Source organism: Microbacterium sp. H6, from assembly GCF_003314775.1.
Lineage (GTDB): Bacteria > Actinomycetota > Actinomycetes > Actinomycetales > Microbacteriaceae > Microbacterium > Microbacterium oxydans.
This window is the reverse complement of the sequence record NZ_QOAY01000032.1, coordinates 24507-25303: the sequence shown is the minus strand read 5'-3', so window position 1 is coordinate 25303 and position 797 is coordinate 24507. Positions and strand designations below refer to the sequence as shown.

Annotated in this window: 1 protein-coding gene; it reads left to right on the top strand. The window is 67.6% G+C overall.

Annotation, left to right across the window (positions count from 1 at the left end):
* The coding region (locus DSP71_RS22590; protein WP_309472597.1) for an SGNH hydrolase domain-containing protein at nucleotides 1-583 on the top strand (583 nt) is incomplete at its 5' end.
* Nucleotides 584-797 lie beyond the last annotated feature (214 nt).

The following is a 797-nucleotide window of genomic DNA, read 5'->3' as shown; positions in this document are numbered from 1 at the left end:
TCTCGGCGGGTGTCCGGTGGCCGATGTCGACTTCCTCGGGTTCCGCGGTCCGTGGGGGCAGGCGGAAGCCGATCGATGCAACACCTGGTCGGACGACCTCGCCGCGACGATCCGCACGGCGAAGCCTGATCTGGTGGTCACCGCGATGGCGGCACGACAGGATCTGGTGGACGACGGCAGCGGAGCGTCCGCTTTCGAGCAGATGAGTGCGGGCCTGATCGACTATTGGACGGCGTGGGCCGACGAGGGGATCGACGTCCTGGCGATCGCGGATCCGCCGTACAACGGGGAGGTGCGCGGCGTGGACTGCGTGCTGCTGAACTCCACGGACCCTGTGGCCTGCGCGCGTCCCCGGGCGGACGCGCAGCCGGCAGACCCCGTCCTGATGGCCGGCGCCGCTGAGCGCTCGGACTCGATCACGGTGCTGGATCTGACGGATCGCTTCTGCGATGCGGAGCGATGCTATGCCGTGATCGGCGGTGTCCCCGTCTACTACGACGCCGATCACCTGAACCTGGAATACGTGCGGATGCTCGCTCCCGAGATCTCGGCGACGATCGGGAAGATCCTGTCCGATGGATGAGGACCCGGACTCGACAGAGGGATGAGGCCCCCGCTGGGCGAGCCGTCCAGCCGACCTCGGTAGGATCGTCTGGCCCGTTGCCGGCGGATGTCTCCGCTGGTCCGGTTCACCCGCCACCCCTACAGGAGCACTTGATGCCGCATCGCATAGTCGCCGTGATCCCGGTGTTCCGTGCACCCGAGAGTCTGCCGAGCACGATCGAGTCGATCCTGCG